This window comes from Nocardioides sp. CPCC 205120, assembly GCF_048654585.1.
Classification (GTDB): domain Bacteria; phylum Actinomycetota; class Actinomycetes; order Propionibacteriales; family Nocardioidaceae; genus Nocardioides.
The window spans coordinates 1-2,350 of record NZ_JBMCYY010000005.1 but is presented as its reverse complement, the minus strand read 5'-3'; the positions used below and the strand labels follow the sequence as shown (position 1 = coordinate 2,350).

Here is a 2,350-nt window from a genome sequence, read left to right as displayed (position 1 = left end):
GAAGAGCAGGCCGGCGAGGACCGTGCCCAGAGGAGTGGCGCGGCCCAGCAGCGCGACGGTGATCGCGTCGAAGCCGACCGAACCCATGACGTTCTCGGTCACGGACTGGCTCAGGCCCAGCACGGTCATGCACGCGGCGAGGCCGGACAGCACGCCGGCCAGTGCCATGGCCGCGACGTACACCTTGGCGACGCTCATGCCGGCCGTCCGCGCCGCCTCCGGGTTGGCGCCGACGGCGCGCATCTCGAAGCCGAGGCGGCTGCGCTCGAGCAGCCACCACACCCCGACCGCGGCCAGGACGGCCAGCACGATGCCCAGGTGCAGGCCGAAGACCTGCGGGAAACGGGCCGACTCGGCGACGACGGGCGTCTCGAGGTTGTTGCTGCCGGGACGCTGGAACGCCTCCTTGGCGAGGAAGAACAGCACCACGAAGCGCGCGACCTGGTTGAGCATGATCGTGGTGATCACCTCGTGCGCACCGGTGCGCGCCTTCAGCAGGCCGACCACCCCGCCCCACAGCCCCCCGGCGAGCAGCGCGGCCGCGACCGCGGCGCACAGGTGGACGAGGAACGGCAGGTCGAAGGTGAAGCCGACGTAGCCCGCCGCAAGGGCGGCCACCAGGGCCTGACCCTGGGCACCGATGTTGAACATGCCGGCGCGGAACGCCAGCGCGACGCCCAGTCCGGCGCAGATCAGGGGCGCCGAGCGCTCGAGCGTCCGTTCGAGCGAGGAGGCGGAGCCGACGGAGCCGAGGACGAGGGCCGAGTACCCGTCGTAGACCGCGGAGGCGGAATGCCGCACGAAGTCGCCCGCGTAGACCAGGAAGGAGCCGGGGTGGGTGAAGATGTTGCCGACGGCCTCGACGACCTCCTCGTCCGACACCATGATCAGCAACGCGCCGACGGCGAAGGCCAGGACGATCGCGACGAGCGTGTCGCGGACCGTCGGCAGCCAGCGGGCCAGGTCCCGGCTCGAGCGGTCGCCCGACGGCTCGGGAACCACGGACTCGGTCTGGGGTGTCAGGGCGCTCACGCGACAGCTCCGTCCGAGGTCGGCGCCTGCGCCGGACCGGCACCGGCCATCAGCAGGCCCATCTGCTCGCGAGGCGTGTCGGGTCCAACCACGGCGACGATCCTGCCGTCGTACATGACGGCGATGCGGTCGGAGAGGGCGTAGATCTCGTCCAGCTCGGTCGAGACGATGACGACCGCGGTCCCGCTGTCGCGCGAGGCCACGATCCGACGGTGGATGAACTCGATCGAGCCGACGTCCACGCCACGGGTGGGCTGGGAGGCGATCAGGACCTTGAGGTCGCGGGCGAACTCACGGGCCACGACCACCTTCTGCTGGTTTCCGCCGGACAGCGAGGCGACCGGCGTCTCGGGCGACTCCGTGCGGATGTCGAACTCCTCGATCCGCCTGCGCGCGTTGTCGGCGATCGCGCCGAGCCGCAGCCGGGGGCCGGACGAGAACTCGGAGGAGCGGTACAGGTCGAGCACGAGGTTCTCGCGGACGCTGAAGGCGCCGACGAAGCCGTCGTGCGAACGGTCCTCGGGGATGTAGCCGATGCCGTCCTCGAGGCTCTGCCGCGGACCGTGGCGGGAGATGTCGCGGCCGTCGAGCTCGATGCGCCCGGCGTCCGGGCGGACGAGGCCCAGCAGGGACTTGATCAGCTCGGTCTGCCCGTTGCCCTGCACGCCGGCGATCCCGAGCACCTCGCCCGCGCGGGCCTCGAACGAGACCCCCTTGACCACCATGTGGCCGCGCGGGTCGATGACCGTCAGGTCGCGGACAGACAGGACGGCGGCGCCGGGCTCGGCCGCCTCCTTGTCGACGACGAGGCTGACGGAGCGGCCCACCATCAGTTCGGCGAGCTCCGCCTCGGAGGCGTCGGGGTCGGCCGTGCCGACGACCTTCCCGCGCCGGATCACGCTGATCCGGTCGCCGACGGCCTTCACCTCGCGCAGCTTGTGGGTGATGAAGATGATGGACGTCCCCTGGGCCTTGAGCTCGCGCATGATGTCCATGAGCTCGTCGATCTCCTGCGGCGTGAGCACCGCGGTCGGCTCGTCGAGGATCAGCACCTCGGCCTGGTTGGCCAGCGCCTTGATGATCTCGACCCGCTGCTGAACGCCGACCGGCAGGTCCTCCACCAGGGCGTCGGGGTCGACCTTGAGGCCGTAGCGCTCCGACAGCTCGCGCACCTTCGCCCGTGCCGCCGCCCGATCGAGGACGCCGCCGACACGCGTGGACTCATGACCGAGCATCACGTTCTCGGCGACGGTGAAGACGGGGACCAGCATGAAGTGCTGGTGGACCATGCCGATGCCGGCGGCGAGCGCGTCGCCCG

2 protein-coding genes are annotated in these 2,350 nt (G+C 71.1%); both read right to left on the bottom strand.

Going from position 1 to position 2,350, the window contains the following annotated elements:
- A partial coding sequence (locus tag ACOACO_RS18630) for an ABC transporter permease (protein WP_420297789.1) occupies positions 1-1,032 on the bottom strand: 1,032 nt, incomplete at its 3' end.
- Positions 1,029-2,350, bottom strand: a 1,322-nt coding sequence (locus ACOACO_RS18625; RefSeq protein WP_420297788.1) for an ABC transporter ATP-binding protein, incomplete at its 5' end; no start/stop codon positions are given. The genes ACOACO_RS18630 and ACOACO_RS18625, both read right to left, overlap by 4 nt.